Source organism: Clostridioides sp. ES-S-0006-03, from assembly GCF_020662275.1.
GTDB lineage: Bacteria > Bacillota > Clostridia > Peptostreptococcales > Peptostreptococcaceae > Clostridioides.
Window position 1 is genome coordinate 317378 of record NZ_JADGMM010000004.1, and the last position, 17313, is coordinate 334690.

Consider the following 17313-nt stretch of genomic DNA (forward strand, 5'->3'; position numbering starts at 1 on the left):
CTAAAAAATTTAATACAAGTAATTAAATATCATGTTTTAGGAGGAGTAACTTTATGATAATGGATTTTATTAAAAAAATTCCTGCAGGTATGATGATAGTTCCAATGTTTATAGCAGCTTTCATTAATACATTTTGCCCAGATATTGTACAAATAGGTTCATTTACAACAGCAGTATTCTCAAGTGTTGGCTCTGCAACTATAATAGGGGTTCAACTAGTATGTCTTGGAACTCAGCTTCAATTTAAAGAAATGCCAAAAGTATTAAAAAGAGGAGGAATACTTCTTGGTTCTAAATTTGCTATAGGTGCTTTAATAGGCATACTTATAGGAAAATTATTTGGAATGGATGGAGTATTAGGTCTTACAACTTTGGCAGTTATAAGTGCAGTTACAAATAGTAATGGTAGTATATATCTTTCATTAATGACTTCATATGGAGATGAAACAGATTGTGCAACTATGAGTTTACTTACTTTGAATGATGGTCCATTTTTTACATTGATAGCTCTTGGGACTTCAGGACTTGCAAATGTTCCATTAATGTCATTATTAGCTGCAATCGTACCAATACTTGTTGGTATGATAATAGGTAATTTTGACAAAAAGATGAAAGAATTTTTAGAACCAGGATGTAATTTATTAGTACCCTTTGTAGGTTTTGCACTTGGAAGTAGCATAAATCTTGCAAGTATATTAAAAGGAGGACTATCTGGAGTATTACTTGGATTAATATCTGTGTTTGTAGGAGGTGTATTTATAGTATTCTGTGATAGATTTATAGGTAAACGTCCAGGGTATGCAGGATGGGCTGTAGCTACAACTGCAGGGAATGCAATTGCTGTTCCTGCTGCTGTTGCATTAGTTGATCCAACATGGCAACCATATGTTGCAACAGCTACAACTCAAGTAGCAGCTGCAGTAGTTGTTACTGCAATATTAGTTCCTCTTATAACTAGCTGGTGGGCGAAGAAATATGGATGTCCTAAATTCCCAAAACAAAAAGATGATGGGACAATAGTAGCCTGATGAATACAGATATATAATTGCTAAGATGATTTTGTATATTAATAAAACTATATTATTTATAAAGGAGAATAAAGATAATGATAAATGCAGTGATAATTGATGAAAAAGATAATGTTGCAGTGGCTATTGAGGCAATATCTAAGAATAGTGAAATTAATTTTAAATTAAAAGATAAAACGATAAAGACAATAACAGCTTTAGATGATATAACTATTTATCATAAATTGGCTATAAAGGATATGGCTGAGGGAGATAAAGTTACTAAATATGGAGAACACATAGGAGAAGCTAATCAAGAAATAAAAATTGGTCAACATGTACATATTCACAATGTTAAAAGTGTTAGAGAAGATTTAGATAAACAAATTGTATCGAACATATAAAGTAACATTTATAATTCAATAAAAGTCATATTTAGTATTAAATGATTAAATAAGTAGGATTATAGTTATCTAATTAGCAATAAGAATAAAATTTATAGTACAAGAAAATCAAATAAAGTATGATAAATAGACTATTTTAGGAGGAAATCAATATGAAATTTTATGGATATAAAAGACCAGATGGAAGAGTTGGCATAAGAAATCACATATTAATATTACCTACAAGTGTGTGTGCATCAGATACAACGAGAATTATAGCCTCACAAGTTCAAGGAGCTGTTACTTTTAATAATCAAAATGGCTGTTCTCAAGTAAGTTCAGACCAACAATTAACTATGGATGTTATGGCTGGATATGCAGCAAATCCTAATGTATATGGTGTGATAGTTGTGTCTTTAGGTTGTGAAAATTGTCAAAATGACTTGGTAGTTGATGCAATAAAAGAGAGAACAAATAAACCAATAAAGACTCTTGTAATACAAGAAGAACATGGAACTTTAAAAACTATAGAAAAAGCTGTTCGTTATGCTAGAGAAATGGCACAAGAAGCTTCTATACTTAGAAAAGAAGAATTCCCAATATCTGAACTTATATTAGGGACTGAATGTGGTGGGTCTGACCCAACAAGTGGGCTAGCTGCTAATCCGCTAATAGGAGAATTAAGTGATAGACTTGTTGATTTAGGGTCTACTTCAATTTTAAGTGAAACTACTGAATTTATAGGAGCAGAACATATATTAGCTAGAAGAGCAGTAAATGAAGAAGTAAAAGAAAAAATACTACATATAGTACATAGATATGAAAATTCATTAAAATTAGTTGGAGAAGAAGTTAGAGAAGGAAATCCATCTCCTGGAAATATAGCCGGTGGACTTACAAGTTTGGAAGAAAAATCACTAGGCTGTATACACAAAGGTGGGCACAGAGTAATAAGTGAAGTATATGATTATGCAAAGCAAATTGATAAGAAGGGTCTTGTAATAATGGATACACCAGGAAATGATGCCTCATCTGTTGCGGGTATGGTTGCAGGAGGAGCTCAAGTAGTAGTATTTAGTACAGGGAGAGGGACTCCATCAGGAAATCCAATAGCTCCAGTAATAAAAATAACTGGAAATAAAATAACTTTTGCAAATATGGAAGATAATATGGATTTTGATGCTAGCCCAGTTATATATGGACCACAGACAATGGAAGAATTGACAGATGATTTATTAAATCTAGTTGTAGATGTAGCAAATGGTAAGCAATCAAAAGCAGAATCACTTGGATATACTGAAATGGCAATAGCTAGAGTATGTAATTATGTATAAAATATAAGACTTAAAAAAGTATGCACTTAGAATTTTACTAAAGGGTGATAGTATGAAGTTTGTTAGTTTTAGTAGTATAGAAGATACATCTAAAAAGGTAGGAATTCTCTCAAAGGATGAATTGTTTGTTATTGATGTCAATTCCATAAGTCTTAGTAAATTTTTTATAGATGTAAATGATTTAATTCAAGGTATATCTCAGGATGATATTATTAAGTTAAAAAATATTATAAGTGAAGAATCATTTAATGACTATAATGTTTTTAAAAAAGAGGAGTGCACTATACATGTTCCTATAGAAAAGCCAATACACGATATTTTATGTGTAGGAGTAAACTATAAAGAACATCTTGAAGAAACTCAAACTCATTTTGATAGTAGCTTTGAAGAACCTGAGAAAACAGTCTATTTTACAAAACGTGTGACAAAGGCGATAGGTCCAGAAGATGAGATAGATGCTCACTTTGATATAAATAATCAGTTGGATTATGAGGTTGAACTTGGAGTAGTAATAGGTAAAACAGGTGTTAATATAGAAAAAGAAGATGTAGAAGATTATATCTTTGGTTACACTGTGATAAATGATATTTCTGCTAGAAAGTTGCAAAAAGAACATGTTCAATGGTTTAGGGGAAAGGGATTAGATACATTTACATCTTTAGGGCCATGTATCTTACATAAAAGTGCAGTTTCTTTTCCAGTAAAACTTAATGTATATAGTAGAGTAAATGATGAAGAAAGACAAAATTCTAATACAGAGTTATTCATATCAGATATCTCAGATATAATTTCAGAACTTTCAAAAGGGATGACTTTAGAGGCAGGGGATATTATAGCAACTGGAACACCCTCTGGAGTAGGGATGGGCTTTTCTCCTCCTCTATATATGAATAGTGGAGATGTAATTGAATGTGAGATTGAAAGTATTGGAATATTGAAAAATTATGTTAAGTAAATGTTTTATTATATATAATCTTAAAACATAGGCTATAAGCATATTAAATGAACATATCAAAATAAATTTTAGGAGTTTAAATTATGAAAGCAGAATTTTTGACACCAGTTGTTACAATATTTGATGAAGACGGAAATTTAGATAGAGAAGGAAACAAAAAAGTATATGATTACCTTATAGATGGGGGAGTAGATGGTCTAGTTATAATGGGAAGTACTGGAGAGTTCTTTAATATGTCTATGGATATGCAAAAAGAACTTATAGATTTAGTGGTTAATCATGTCGATAAGAGGGTTAAAGTGTTTATAGGTACAAGTCGTATGTGTGCAGATGAGTCTATAGAACTTTCAAACTATGCACATAATAGTGGAGCAGATGGAGTTATGATAATAAGTCCTTATTATTTCTCGCTTGATGATGATAGTATTGAACTGTTTTATAGCAAGATAGCTGAGAACACAGATGCTGAAATATACCTATATAATTATCCAGATAGAACTGGTTATGATTTAAGTCCAGAACTTACATTAAAGCTTGCAAGAAAACATAAAAACATAGTTGGATATAAAGATACAGTAACTTTAATGGGACATACTAGAGATTTAATAAATACTATGAAAACAGAGTTACCAAACTTTAAGATATACAGTGGATATGATGAAAATTTTATACACAACTTAATGTCTGGAGGAGCAGGATGTATAGGAGGATTATCAAATCTAATTCCAGAAGTATGTTCCAAATGGGCTGAAGCTTATAATAATAAGGATATGGATAAAGTTATTGAAATTCAAAAATATATTAATAAAGCAATGGATTTTTATTTAATAACAAATCCATTTATACCAGCAATGAAGAAAGCTATGAATATTAGAGGATTAGAAATAAGTGACTATGTAACTGCTCCATTTATAAAACCAGATGAAAATCAAGTATGTAAAATTAAAACTTTGATGGATGAATTAAATATAAACTAAGAAGATAAAGAGGGTTTTAGATTGATTTTTATAGTCATTTTAAGCCCTCTTTTTGAGTGGATATATTAAATCAACCTTGCAAAGTAATTAACAATAAACTACAATTATCTTAATGAAAAATTAAATGTAAATAATACTAGGGTACTATTTTAGTTTAATAGGGAAAGTGATGTAAATTCACTACAGCCCCCGCTACTGTATACGGATACAAAATCAAATCCACTGAGATTCATAGTAATTTTGGGAAGGTTGATGGAGGACAGGCCGTGAGTCAGGAGACCTGCCCAGTATTACATAAATACAATTTAGGGTGGAGATTGTAGTTTATAATAAAATGAGATATCAATTCATTTTTTATAAAATTGATATAGAAGCTTCTCCTTGCTAATTTAGGAGAGGTTTTTTATTTTGCTAAAAAGCTATATTTATAAAATTAATTTTAGTAAAATATTTTTTTAAAATATGTGTAGCCACTCATAAAAAATAAAATAATGGAGTGAAAGTGATGAAATTCAAGTCAAATGTTTTAAAGCAGTTTTTTTTAGTTGTAATGGTAATTTTTTTGGCAGGAGGTATTGTAGGTTGTAGCAAAAAAGACAAAACTAATGAACAAGTTAGTAATGGGAAAAAATTAGAATTAAAATATGCAAGTGGATTTAGTGTTGAGAATTTAGAAGATGGAATTAAAAAGGTTGTTGATGGAGATAATAGAGAACTAATTTTGATTCCTAAAAAGATAAAAATACCTGAAAAATACAAGAATGCAAATATAGTTAGAACACCTGTGGATAATGTATTGATAGCATCTACAACACAAGCTTGTTCTTTAAGGACAATAGGTGAGTTAGATAGTATAAAAGCAGTAACAACAGAAGAACAATATTGGACTATCAAAGAAATTAAAAATTTAATGAAGGATGGGAAGATACATTATGTTGGTTCAAATTTAGCACCAGATTATGAAAAAATAGTAGACTTAAATCCTGACTTGACTATAGTGAGTAGTGGTTTATCAGAAGCGGATACAAAATTTATAGATAAATTAGAAGAATTGGGACTTAACTATGTTGTAGATAATGAATATAAGGAACAAAATCCATTTGGAAGAATGGAGTGGACAAGCTTGATAGCTGCATTTTATGATAAAGAGGATATAGCTACTAGTGAATTAGATAAAACAGTACAAAAAATAGAAGAGGTTAGTAAAAAAATAAAAAACAAAAGTAAACCTAAAGTTGTATGGGCATCTGTATATGAAGGGAATGCTTATATAGCACCTAAAAAATCATATGTAGATAATATGATAAACATGGCAGGTGGAATAAATGCTTGTGCTTCAATCGATTCAAATGAAGGGCGAGTAAGTATTGAGCAATTACATGAAGTGGCAAAAGATGCAGATATATTTGTATATTCATCAAGTTCAGATTATGCACCAAACTTAGAGTCTATAAAATCTAGTGCACCAGTGTTATCTGATTTAGATGTTGTCAAAAATGGAAATTTATGGGTGTTTGCTCCGGATTATTATCAATCAGTGGATAAGACAGATGAATTAATAGTGGATTTAGTTGAAATATTTCATCCAGGTACTACAGGTGAAAAGATTAAGCATTATATAAATTATGATAAATAATAAATAAGATTAAATTAACAAGAAAACTTTATAAATTTGAGTTAATCTAGTTTTATTAAGAGGAGTATATAGATGGACTTTACCAATAAAAACAGAATTAAAAAGACTACTATATTTATAACCTTAATTGTAGGTATAATACTTACTTTTTTGATATGTGTAGCATTTGGTTCTGTAAAAATCGAATTTAAAGAAATAATAGATGTTGTATTAAGAGGAATGGATAGTACAGAACACTATAAAATAATTTATAATATAAGGATTCCTAGAGTCCTTGCAACTATGGTGGGAGGTGCATGTTTAGCAGTATCTGGTATTTTACTACAGATATTTTTTAAAAACCCAATAGTTGAACCATATATATTAGGGGTGTCTTCAGGAGCGACTTTATCAGTAGCACTTATGATTTTAGGAGGATATACATTAGGATTTGAAAGTATAAATTCAATGAGTATATTTATAGCAGCATTTGTAGGAGCTTTAATTGTAATGTCTATAGTTATTCTATTTGCCAGCAAAGTAAAAAATATAACAACACTTTTGGTGATAGGAATTATGACTGGCTATGTATGTAGTGGAATTACAAATATATTACAATCATTTGCAAATAATGAAAAATTGAAGGAATTTACTATGTGGTCTATGGGTAGTTTTTCCGGATTTACATGGGAAAAAGTAGAAATACTTATGATAGTTGGGATATTAGGTCTTTTGATGACTATATTCATAATAAAACCTCTAAATGCTTTTTTACTAGGAGAAGAATATGCAAAGAGTATTGGTGTAAATATAAAATTTTTTAGATTTTTGGTAGTATTTATATCTAGTATACTAGCGGCAATAGTATCAGCATTTGCAGGTCCTATAGGATTTATTGGTCTTGCAGTACCACAAATCTCAAAATTGATATTTAAAACATCAGACAATAGAGTATTGATACCAGTAGTAATTCTTTTAGGAAGTATAGTTACAGCTCTTTGTGATTTAGTATCCAGAGTAATTTTGTCACCAATAGAATTACCAATAAGTGCAATAACTTCATTATTAGGTGCTCCAATTGTAATAATGTTATTGATGAAAAGGAAGGATAGGGCTTAGACATGTTGAAAACTAACAATTTAAGTGTTGGATATGATAAAAAAGTGGTTGTAAGTGATATAAACATAGAGGTGAAAAAAGGAGAAATATTATGTCTTTTGGGAAGCAATGGAGCTGGGAAAACTACTATATTAAGGTCTCTATCTAAACTTATAACACCGATAAAAGGTGAAATATATTTAAACGATATGGATATAAGGCATATATCCAGAAAGACATTGTCTAAAATGATGGCTTTAGTACTTACAAATAGATTATTAGGAGATTTAATGACTGTACAAGATGTAGTTAATATGGGGAGATATCCTTATACAGGATTTTTTGGAAATCTCTCTAAAAAAGATTTAATGATGGTGGATGATTCATTAAAATCTGTAAATGCTCTTCATTTAAAAAAAAGATATTTTGATGAACTTAGTGATGGTGAAAAACAAAAAGTCTTGGTTGCAAGAGCATTAGTTCAAGAGCCAGAAATAATCATATTAGATGAACCTACAACCCATTTAGATATAAAGCATAGATTGGAACTTATGAACATACTAAAAAAATTAAGTAAGGAAAAATCAATATCAGTAATACTTTCATTACATGAAATAGATATAGCACTAAAAAGTTGTGATAAGGTTGCTCTTGTAAAAAATAACAAAGTCATAGCTTATGGTCAGCCAGAAGATATGGTAGACGAAAATATGATAAATTCACTCTATGAATTAGAGGATAAAAATTTTAATAGTTTATTAGGTGCAGTAGAAATTAGCAATAAATCAAAAAATGAAGTTTTTATAATTGGTGGAGGCGGTAAAGCAACACCAATCTACAGAGCTTTTACTAAAAGAGGCATAGGTATATATTCTGGCATAATACATGAAAATGATATTGATTATGAAATTGGTAGGACTATGGGCATAAAGTTGTTTACAGAAAAGCCATTTGAGTCAATAAGTGATGAAAGTTTCGATTTGGCTATTAGAAATTTAAATAATTCTAAGATTATAATAGACACAGGATTTAGCGTAGGAGAAACTAATAAAAGAAATATAGATATTATAAAAGAGGCTTTAAAAATAAATAAAAAAGTTTATTCATTTAGAAATAAAAGTGAGAGTAATAAGTATTATAAGAGTCTGAGTAATAATATAGAATATGTAGATAAAGTTTCTAAAATGGTGGATAGTATTGATATAAATAATTTACTGTAAATTGTAACTTATGGCATATTTAGAAATGATAAAATATATAAAAGAGTATCATAAGGAGATTTTTAAAGTGCATTTTTTAAATCTCTAGATACTCTTTTTTAGAAAATATTTATTTAGTAATACATTTTTTTACTGTGTATTTTCAATTACACACTTAAATAAAAAAATAATACTTTATAGATAACCAATAGCTTCTTCTCTAGTTAAAAAAAAGTGAATTCCTGTAGTTGATTCTTTCCATCTATTTTCATGAAAATTTTCAGCTACCACCATTTCTCCTACTCTATATATAAAATTTTCATCAGCATATGCACGAGCAGTTTTAAAAGATTCTTTGCCATCTATACTTGTAATTGACAGTACTTTTGCTTTGTCACATCTACAAGCATTTGATGTAGCAGATACTCTTTTTGCGTCACTTGGTATTAATAATTGTACCATTCTAAAATTAAAACATTTTTTATAACCTATAAATGCTCCTGTTTCAGGACAGTATAATTTAAAAAAACGAGTACTTTCATCTGATATTACTCCATCCAATGTAGCATATTCTAAATTAGAATTTTCTAGATTAGTACCTCTAATATCTGAGTTAGATAAATTACAAAATCTAAAATTTGCACCGCTTAAGTCTGTATTTTTTAATATAGAATTTTTTAATGAACAATCTGAAAAATAAGAATTCTTAAAGCTAGAGTTTTCTAAATCTGCATTTTCTAAATTTAAATTGATAAGGTCAGACCAGGAAAAGTCAATATTACCTAAACAATATCCTCTTAAATCCATATTTTCTAATTTTACTTCTTTTAAATCAGCTCTTTCTCCATCGTTATTATTTTTAAGCCATAAATAATGTTTCTCAAGTGTTTTTTCTAATTCTTGTTTAGAAATAGTTTTCATTAAAATCACCTTCACAAATTTATTTTTATATATTTAGTAGCAAAATAGTCATATATTTAATTATATAACAATGAATAAAAAACTTCTAAATAATATATAAAATATTAAATATATTATTGAAGATTTATTATCTCTAGTAACATATAAACACTGGGTAAACATTTTTATGGTTTTATTTAAAGAATAAAATAATATCAGTGATACAATAATAAAAGTTTAGATATAAAAAAATTTGTGTATATACTATATGTAGTATATAATAGATAAAGCACTAACTATATGTAGTGCTTTTGTTTTTGAAAAATACTTATTATGCCCTATAATTATAGGTTGTTTTTGGAATTTACGCTGATAAATATTAAAAGAAATAATAAGTAAATTAAATGAAATTATAGCACAAGATTATGTTAAAAGGACGGTAAATAATGAATTGGATAGAGCTTAACAATCAAGTGATAATTAAAAATGAACAAGGGAAATATCAACTGGAAAAGGATAAGGAAGCCCTAAGTAGTTACATAGAAGAATTTATAAATCCAAAGTTAAAGAAATTTAATAATCTAGAAGAAAGATTGAAGTATCTAATGGATGAAGGTTATTATTTAGAAGAAGTAATACATAAATATAGCATGGATTTTATTAAAAAGATATACAAACTTATCGAGGAACATAAATTTAAGTTTCAATCATATATGAGTGCAAATAAATTTTATCAAAATTATGCATTAAAAAGTAATGATGGAAAAGAGATATTAGAAACATATAATGAAAAAGTATTAATTGTAGCTTTAACATTAGGAAATGGTGATGAGAGTCTAGCTTTAAACTTGGCAGACAAAATAGTAAAACAAGAATTTCAACCAGCTACACCTACATTTTTAAATGCTGGAAGAAAGAGAGCAGGAGAAATGGTATCATGTTTTTTACTATCTGTAGAAGATAGCACAGAAGGTATTTCATATGCGATATCTTCATCAAATCATTTATCAAAAATAGGTGGAGGAGTTGCGTTAAACTTATCTAAGCTTAGAGCATCAGGTGAATCTATTAAAGATATAGAAGGTGCAGCTGGAGGTGTTGTTGGAGTAGCTAAAATGTTGGAACAATCATTCAGCTATTTTAATCAGATGGGAGCTAGACAAGGTTCTGGTGCAGTTTATCTCACAGTATTTCATCCTGATTTTGAATTATTGATGGATACTAAAAAGATAAATGCTGATGAAAAAATAAGACTTGCTACATTATCGCTGGGAGCTATTATACCTGATAAATTTATGGAGTTAGCAGAAAAAAATGAAGTAGCTTATGCATTGTATCCTCATACTGTGTATAAAAAGTATGGAGTTTACCTTGATGAGATAGAAATGAGTGAGTGGTATGATAGATTAGTTAATGATGAAGATATAAGAAAAAAAGAAATAAATCCTAGACAAATGTTGACTAAAATAGCACAAATGCAACAAGAAAGTGGATATCCATATGTAGTGTATATAGATACAGCCAATAGGGAACATACATTGAAAGAGGTTGGTATGGTAAAAATGTCTAACTTGTGTTGTGAAATCTTCCAGTATCAAACATCTTCAGAAATAGAAGGCTATGGTGGAGAAAATAAATGGGGTCAAGATATAAGTTGTAATCTTGGTTCTTTAAATATAGCAAATGTTATGGACAATAAAACTATAGAAAGCACAGTTGAGACATCAATAAGAGCATTGACATTTGTAGCGGACAAAACAAACATAAAGCCAGTACCAACTGTAAATAATAGTAATAGCAAATCTCATTCTATAGGATTGGGAGCTATGAATTTGCATGGATACTTAGTAAGAGAAAATATTTTATATACTTCAGAGGATGCTGTAGAGTTTTCTGATGTATTTTTTGCAATGATTAGATATTATTCAATTAAAGCATCTATGAAAATAGCTATAGAAAAAAATCAAACTTTTGAAGGGTTTGAAAAATCAGAATATGCTAAGGGAAGAAAAAGCAAGGTATTATCAAAATACTATGAACAATCTTATCTACCTAAGCTAGAAAAGGTAAAAGCATTATTTGAAGGTATTTATATACCAACAAAAGAAGATTGGACAAAATTATTGGATGAGGTCAAAGAAAAAGGTATATATAATGCATATTTAATGGCAGTAGCCCCAACTCAAAGCATTAGTTATGTCCAAAATGCAACATCAAGTATAATGCCAATTACTGAGCCAGTAGAAGTAAGAACATATGGAGATTCAACTACAATATATCCAATGCCATTTTTAACTAATGAAAATATGTTGTATTATCAATCAGCATATAGAATGGATATGAGGAAAGTTATAGATTTAGTATCAACAGTTCAACAACATGTTGACCAAGGAATATCAACAACATTGTTTGTTACAGATGAAAAGACAACTAGAGATATAGCTAGACATTACATATATGCATATAAAAAAGGTCTTAAAAGTTTATATTACACAAGAACAAAGATGACAAGAGATACTCATGAGTGTCTAGTATGTTCAGTATAGGGAGAGAAATATATGACATTTAAATTACATAAAACACATGATGCAGTTAATTGGAATAAAGAAGAAGATGGATTCACACAGGCTTTTTGGGAACAAAATGTAAAACAATTTTGGCTTCCTGAAGAAATATCTGTCTCTAAAGATATTAAGGTATGGAATGAATTAGATGATAATGAAAAAGACTTATATAAAAAAGTGTTAGGTGGACTGACATTATTGGATACAAAGCAAGGGAATAATGGAATTCCATCAATGATGGGTTTAACAGATAATCTTCAAAGAAAAGCAGTTTTATCTTTTATGGGTACTATGGAAGAAATACATGCAAAAAGTTATTCTTCCATATTTATGACTTTGCTTTCTAACTCCGAGATAGATGATTTATTTGAATGGATAGAAACAGAGCCAACATTACAACGAAAGGCTGATTTAGTTCTAGCTCAATATGAAAATACTACAAACCAAAAGAATTTATATTTATCAATGGTTACAAGTGTGTTTTTGGAGAGTTTCTTGTTTTATTCAGGATTCTTTTATCCATTGTATCTGTCTGGTCAAGGAAAAATGGTGGCTAGTGGAGAAATAATATCACTTATTCTTAGAGATGAATCTTTACATGGTAAATACATAGGGCTTCTTGCACAAGAGATATACAATTCATTTAATAATACTGATAAGAAAAAATTAGAAGATAAGATGTATTCTATACTTGCTAGTCTTATGGAAAATGAGATAGAGTATACAAATGTAATATATAAAGATAGTGGACTTGAAGAAGAGGTTGTAGATTTTTTGAAATACAATGCAAATAGAGCTTTAGAAAATTTAGGATTTGAAAGACTTTATAATGTAAATGCTATCAATCCAATTGTGTTAAATGGACTTAGTACTGAAACTAAAACACATGATTTCTTTTCAACTAAAGGTAATGGATATCAAAAAGGGGTCTATGAAGAGTTAGAAGATGAAGATTTTATAATATAATTTATTTTATAAAATGTGACACGCTGATGTCACCTTTAGCATGATAATATCAATGTATAAAATGTATATACGGAGGTATTTTTTATGAAATATGAATGGAGAAAAAAAGATAAAGAGTTATATTTACCTAAGAAGAATCCTGTGATAGTTGAAGTACCAGAGCAGAAATTTATCATGTTAAAAGGCAGTGGAGACCCAAATACTAAAGAATTTACTGAAGCAATAGGAGTACTTTACTCTTTGGCATATGCAATAAAAACTATGACCAAAAAGGGAATTGTACCAGAAGGGTATTTTGATTATACTGTTTTTCCTTTAGAAGGTATATGGGATAAGGGAGAAAAAAGCAAATGCTCAGATATACTTATTAAAGAAGATTTGATTTATACTATAATGATACGTCAGCCAGATTTTGTTACACAAGACCTGTTAAATAAAGCTATTGATATATTAAAAAAGAAGAAACCACATAATCTTCTTGAAAAAGTTAGATTTGGGTCTATTAATGAAGGTCTATGTGTTCAAATGCTTCATATAGGCTCATATGATGATGAACCAGAAAGCTTTGACATTATGAGAGAATTTTGTAAAAAAAATAAGCTTCTAAGAAAATCTTATATACATCGTGAAATTTATATAAGTGATGCTAGAAAAGTATCTCCTGAGTCATTGAAAACTGTTTTGCGTTTTGAAGTAGAGAGGGAAATGTAAGCATTATATTATGATATTAGATTGCTTTATTTTTATACTATAATAAAGTAATGAGGTGATTATATGAAAAGTAATAGATTATTTGAAATTATTTATATCCTGTTAGATAAGAAAAGAGTAACTGCAACGGAGTTAGCTGAACACTTTGAAGTATCTAGGCGAACTATTTGTAGAGATATTGAAATATTGTCATCTTCTGGTATTCCAATTTATACTGATAAAGGTAGAAATGGTGGTATAGGTATTTTAGATAATTTTACTTTTGATAAATCTATTTTATCTGAGCAAGAGCAGAAAGAAATTCTAGCATCACTAGAGGGTTTAAATATGCTTAAATATCCAGATATGAATTCTACATTAGCAAAACTTAGAGCCTTGTTTTGTAAATCAGATTTAAATTGGATAACTGTTGATTTTTCTCATTGGTGTAGTAATAATGTAGAAAAAGATAAATTTATAAAGATAAAATCAGCTATATTAGATTGTAATATTATAACTTTTGAGTATATAAGTACTTATGGAAAGATAACTAAACGTTGTGTAGAGCCACTTATGCTTTGGTTTAAAGAAAAGTCATGGTATATTAAAGCTTATTGTCGTCAAAAAAATGATTATAGAATTTTTAAGGTCGTAAGGATGAAGAATATCTGTATTTGTGAGCAGACATTTATACGAAGCATACCAATTGAAGTGGGAGAGATAAAAGAAGATAAGAATAAAAATATTATTTTAAAATTGAAAATTTCTAAAGATATAGCATATAGAGTTTATGATGAATTTGATATTGATAATATATTATACGATAACGATGGAAATTTTATTGTAAATGTACAGTATCCTCAAAATGATTGGATTTATGGATATGTGCTCTCTTTTGGAAATCACATTGAAGTATTAGAACCCATAGATGTTAGAGATAAGATTTTACAGATTGTTGATGATATTAAAATAAAATATTTATAATTATTGTAAAAAGTGAAGTATTAATTAGACTTCACTTTTTTAGTTTACTGGTAAAACCCAGTTTGATTTTTGTATAATATGTATATTTTTACATGTGTAACATTGACATCAAATTATCGAAACTAATTATATATTTGTCATTATAAGTAGATTAATAGTAAAATGTATATCTTATTGTTAAAATAAATTGAATGTATTATTTTAATATTGTAAGTAAAAAAGTGAAAAATTGTAAATAAACATTATTTTTTAAAGAAAAAATTAATATATTGACAAAAATAAAGTACTCATTTAAACTAATAGTTGAGAATAATATTCAATATTAAATAATAGGAGGAGCTATGAATAAATATCTTCTAATAAATCCAGTAGCAGAAAAAATGTATGAGGAAAAGTTTAATACTATTAAAGAAACTTTGATAAAAAAAGGGTACATAATGGTTGAATGTGAGGCACAATTAGAATATGTAAAGAATCAGTACAAAGAATATGCAAAAAAGACTGAAAACACGATATTAGATTGTAGATGTCCAGAAAGCATAAATCTTTTAAAAAGAAATAATTTGATAGATGGTTTTGAAGTTCCTATGATAGAACCAATATTAGTAAGGACTTGTAGAGTTTTATACGAAAAATATATTAAGAGTAAAGAGGATATGTTAATAGTAACCTGTCCATGTATACAATTAAGAGATTTTGCTAGTGAAAAATTTAAGGATAAAGATAATGCTCTATTTTATACATGGAAGGAATTTGCTGAAAAAGAAGGTATAAAATCACTTGGAAAAATAGATGAATCTCCAATTCCATTAGGGTATTTTAAGGATTCTTTTGAAAAAGTTCTTGAAGTGTCAAGCGAAGATGAAATATTAAGTAAAATACAAGAAATTAAAAATGGCTCTGAGGATAAGTATGATATAGTAGAAATGTTTTATTGTAAAGATGGATGTAATAATGGAGATGGTTTGTAAATGGGCAATAAAATTAATGATAAACTTTTAAGGTTAATAAAAAGTGTTTTGATATTTTTTATAATTCTTGTATTGTGGAAAATTACAAATTATCTTGGTATTTGGAGTGAATATATATTACCACCACCTGAAAAAGTGTATAGTACATTTTTAAATATGATAAATGATGGTTCAATATTTGTTAATGTATATGCAAGTATGAAAAGAGTTTTGATAGGGTTTGTAATAAGTACAATTATAGGTGTTCCTTTAGGTATATTCTTTGGAATTTATGGTAAAGTTTATGAGTACCTTAAATCATTAATAAATTTTTTGAGAAATACACCACCACTTGCTTTAATACCAATGCTTATATTGTGGTTTGGTATAGGTGAAGAATCAAAAATAATAATTATAATTTTGGCATCTTTTTTCCCAATCTTTACAAGTACATTGAAGGGGATTAGAAATTGTGATTCAAAGTTAATTGAAGTAGGTAGAGTATTTGAATTGTCAAAGCTTCAGATAATATTTAGAATAATTATTCCTAATGCAATTCTCGATATTGCTGTTGGTCTAAAGTTAGCACTTGGATATAGTTTTAGAGCAATTATAGGAGCTGAGCTTGTAGCTGCTTCGTCTGGTCTTGGATACTTAATATCTGATGGAAAAGAAATGTCTAGGACAGATGTTGTTATTGTAGGAATAATTGTAATTGGACTTCTAGGAATAATTACAGACTATATATTTTCAATTATTGTAAAAAAGGTAAGTAAGGGAAAGATGGTGGAAGCATATGAGTAATACAGTATGTAATTCTGGGTATATAATCAGAAATCTATCTAAAAGTTATAAAGTTGATAATGAAGAACATGTAGTGCTTAGTGATATTTCTTTAGATATAGACAGAAGTCATATAACTGTAATTTTAGGTGAAAGTGGATGTGGGAAGACTACTTTACTTAGGGCAATTGCATCACTTGAAGATATAAATAGTGGTGATATTAGGTTTGTAAAAGATAATAAAGAGTATAAACCTAATGTTGGTTTTGTATTTCAAGAAAGTAGATTGATGCCTTGGCTAAATGTGAGCGAAAACATAGCTTTTCACAATCAACAAAAAAGTAATCTTTTAAATAAAATATTCAATAAATTAAATCCCTCAAAAAGTACCATTAATAAAGATAGGCGTGATAATAATATTTATTTAAATGAGAAGAACAAAGTAAGTGAATCAAATAAGCAAGACAGTATTGATATAGAAAAATATCTTAAAATGATGAACTTACAGAAGTTTAAAAATTCTTATCCAAATGAGCTTTCAGGAGGTATGGCACAGAGAGTAAGTATAGCTAGAGCACTTTCTTTTAATCCAGATATGTTGTTTATGGACGAGCCTTTTTCAGCACTAGATTATTTTACAAGGATTGATATGCAAAATGAAGTTGTAAGAATACATAAGTCAACCAATAAAGGTGTAATATTTGTAACTCATGATATTGATGAAGCATTAAAGATAGGCAAGAAAATAGTTGTTTTTACAAATGAAAGAAAAATAGAAGAATTTAATATAGAGGATGATTATAATAGAGATTTAACTTCAAATTACTATATTAAATTAAAAAAAGATATTTTAATGACAATGAAATCAAATAAAGGCATTTAAAGAAATTAATAATATTTTAAGGAGT

General features: G+C 28.4%; 16 protein-coding genes and 1 riboswitch. Of the genes, 15 read left to right on the forward strand and 1 reads right to left on the reverse strand.

Going from position 1 to position 17313, the window contains the following annotated elements; genetic code table 11:
• The first annotated feature begins 53 nt into the window (after positions 1-53).
• From IR151_RS07615 to IR151_RS07650, 8 genes are all read left to right on the forward strand, one after another.
• Positions 54-1028 carry a 2-keto-3-deoxygluconate permease gene (locus IR151_RS07615; RefSeq protein ID WP_227433921.1) on the forward strand — a complete coding sequence of 325 codons (975 nt, stop codon included), beginning with the start codon at positions 54-56 and terminating at the stop codon, positions 1026-1028.
• 77 nt (positions 1029-1105) lie between these two features.
• On the forward strand, positions 1106-1411 hold the full coding sequence (locus IR151_RS07620) for a UxaA family hydrolase (protein WP_227433922.1): 306 nt from the start codon (positions 1106-1108) through the stop codon (positions 1409-1411).
• Positions 1412-1563: 152 nt separating this feature from the next.
• Entirely contained in the window at positions 1564-2724 is a 1161-nt protein-coding gene (locus tag IR151_RS07625; RefSeq protein WP_227433923.1) for a UxaA family hydrolase, read from the forward strand.
• Positions 2725-2776: 52 nt separating this feature from the next.
• Positions 2777-3679 carry a fumarylacetoacetate hydrolase family protein gene (locus IR151_RS07630; RefSeq protein WP_227433924.1) on the forward strand — a complete coding sequence of 301 codons (903 nt, stop codon included), beginning with the start codon at positions 2777-2779 and terminating at the stop codon, positions 3677-3679.
• A gap of 83 nt (positions 3680-3762) precedes the next feature.
• Positions 3763-4656, forward strand: coding sequence for a dihydrodipicolinate synthase family protein (locus IR151_RS07635; protein WP_227433925.1), 894 nt, complete (start codon positions 3763-3765; stop codon positions 4654-4656).
• 122 nt (positions 4657-4778) lie between these two features.
• Positions 4779-4959: riboswitch (cobalamin riboswitch) on the forward strand.
• A gap of 202 nt (positions 4960-5161) precedes the next feature.
• Entirely contained in the window at positions 5162-6292 is a 1131-nt protein-coding gene (locus tag IR151_RS07640; protein ID WP_227433926.1) for an ABC transporter substrate-binding protein, read from the forward strand.
• Between the two features lie 72 nt (positions 6293-6364).
• Positions 6365-7390, forward strand: coding sequence for a FecCD family ABC transporter permease (locus tag IR151_RS07645; RefSeq protein WP_227433927.1), 1026 nt, complete (start codon positions 6365-6367; stop codon positions 7388-7390).
• A 2-nt stretch (positions 7391-7392) separates the two neighbouring features.
• Entirely contained in the window at positions 7393-8589 is a 1197-nt protein-coding gene (locus IR151_RS07650; RefSeq protein WP_227433928.1) for an ABC transporter ATP-binding protein, read from the forward strand.
• A gap of 174 nt (positions 8590-8763) precedes the next feature.
• On the opposite strand, the gene IR151_RS07655 is transcribed toward IR151_RS07650, so the two are convergent.
• Positions 8764-9489, reverse strand: a complete 726-nt coding sequence (locus tag IR151_RS07655) for a pentapeptide repeat-containing protein (RefSeq protein WP_227433929.1) — start codon at positions 9487-9489, stop codon at positions 8764-8766.
• Positions 9490-9914: 425 nt separating this feature from the next.
• Between IR151_RS07655 and nrdE the strand changes: the two genes are divergently transcribed.
• The 7 genes from nrdE (at position 9915) to IR151_RS07690 (ending at position 17288) form a co-directional block, all read left to right on the forward strand.
• Positions 9915-12014, forward strand: coding sequence for a class 1b ribonucleoside-diphosphate reductase subunit alpha (nrdE, locus tag IR151_RS07660; RefSeq protein WP_227433930.1), 2100 nt, complete (start codon positions 9915-9917; stop codon positions 12012-12014).
• Between the two features lie 12 nt (positions 12015-12026).
• Positions 12027-12998: a class 1b ribonucleoside-diphosphate reductase subunit beta gene (nrdF, locus tag IR151_RS07665; protein ID WP_227433931.1), complete on the forward strand. Its 972-nt coding sequence runs from the start codon at positions 12027-12029 to the stop codon at positions 12996-12998.
• A gap of 84 nt (positions 12999-13082) precedes the next feature.
• On the forward strand, positions 13083-13709 hold the full coding sequence (locus tag IR151_RS07670) for a GyrI-like domain-containing protein (RefSeq protein WP_227433932.1): 627 nt from the start codon (positions 13083-13085) through the stop codon (positions 13707-13709).
• Between the two features lie 63 nt (positions 13710-13772).
• Entirely contained in the window at positions 13773-14672 is a 900-nt protein-coding gene (locus IR151_RS07675) for a helix-turn-helix transcriptional regulator (protein ID WP_227433933.1), read from the forward strand.
• 341 nt (positions 14673-15013) lie between these two features.
• Positions 15014-15643, forward strand: a complete 630-nt coding sequence (locus tag IR151_RS07680) for a hypothetical protein (RefSeq protein ID WP_227433934.1) — start codon at positions 15014-15016, stop codon at positions 15641-15643.
• Positions 15644-16426, forward strand: a complete 783-nt coding sequence (locus tag IR151_RS07685; protein ID WP_227433935.1) for an ABC transporter permease — start codon at positions 15644-15646, stop codon at positions 16424-16426.
• On the forward strand, positions 16419-17288 hold the full coding sequence (locus IR151_RS07690; RefSeq protein ID WP_227433936.1) for an ABC transporter ATP-binding protein: 870 nt from the start codon (positions 16419-16421) through the stop codon (positions 17286-17288). Before IR151_RS07685 ends, IR151_RS07690 begins: the two co-directional genes overlap by 8 nt.
• The last annotated feature ends 25 nt before the right edge of the window (positions 17289-17313 follow it).